We start from the raw sequence: 794 nt of genomic DNA, 5'->3' as shown, positions 1-794 counted from the left end.
ATTCCCTGCTCCTGGTCGGCTCGCGCGAACCGTCCTTGCGGGCGTCGTTTCATGTTCGGTTCAAATACCCCGACGAGGACGTAAACGCGCGGCTCCTCGCCCAAGCCGAAGAAAGCGCCCGCAATCCATCGCTGAAGAACATCGACCCGTCGATGCTGAACTACGACTATGCCTATCGCGGTGATGACTCGCTCAAACCGCGCGTCGTGTTCGATGACGGAACGAAATTGTTCCTGCAATTCACGGGCGACGTGCCGGCGATCTTTGTTGTCGAAGCCAAAGGCCGTGAATCTCTGGTGAACCTGCGCACCGAAGGCGAATACATGATCGTCGACAAGGTTGCGGGGCAATTCACGCTGCGGGCCGGCGACAAGACGTTGTGCCTGTACAACCGTCAATCCCCATCGCAACGCCTGCCGGACCCGATTGGAGACATTTATGGCCCGGCAAAACTCGACAAGAAGAGCGAGCGTGGGCAGTTCGAACAGAGGAACCGCTGATGTCGAACATAGACTATCGTGAGCTCGACGGCGGTAGCCCGGTTGCCCGGCGAAATGCAGGTTTGGGCACGAAACTCGGCATAGCCGGAATCGGGCTGCTTCTGGCCGGTGGCCTGTTGTATATCAATTGGCCGAGCGGGCCGTCCGACCGGAACGCGACATCGAACGAGGACGAGGCTTTCGAGACCTCGACTTTTCAGCCGCGCGAGCCGGCGACGCCGGCGACGGCATTGCCCCCGCAAGACCAGATTGTCATTCCGCCTCCTCCGACTCCGCCGCCGCAACAGTCGACCG

Annotated in this window: 1 protein-coding gene and 1 pseudogene; both read left to right on the top strand. The window is 60.5% G+C overall.

From position 1 onward, the window contains the following. A partial coding sequence (locus EN749_RS36610) for a TrbG/VirB9 family P-type conjugative transfer protein (RefSeq protein WP_189368029.1) occupies positions 1 to 500 on the top strand: 500 nt, incomplete at its 5' end. Continuing rightward, positions 500 to 794 (top strand): annotated as a pseudogene (locus EN749_RS38415) (hypothetical protein); the annotation flags it as partial. The gene EN749_RS36610 and the pseudogene EN749_RS38415, both read left to right, overlap by 1 nt.

This window comes from Mesorhizobium sp. M7A.F.Ca.ET.027.02.1.1 (assembly GCF_004022985.1).
Taxonomy (GTDB): domain Bacteria; phylum Pseudomonadota; class Alphaproteobacteria; order Rhizobiales; family Rhizobiaceae; genus Mesorhizobium.
Note: the sequence above shows the minus strand (reverse complement) of the source record. Positions and strands in the feature narration are given on the sequence as shown.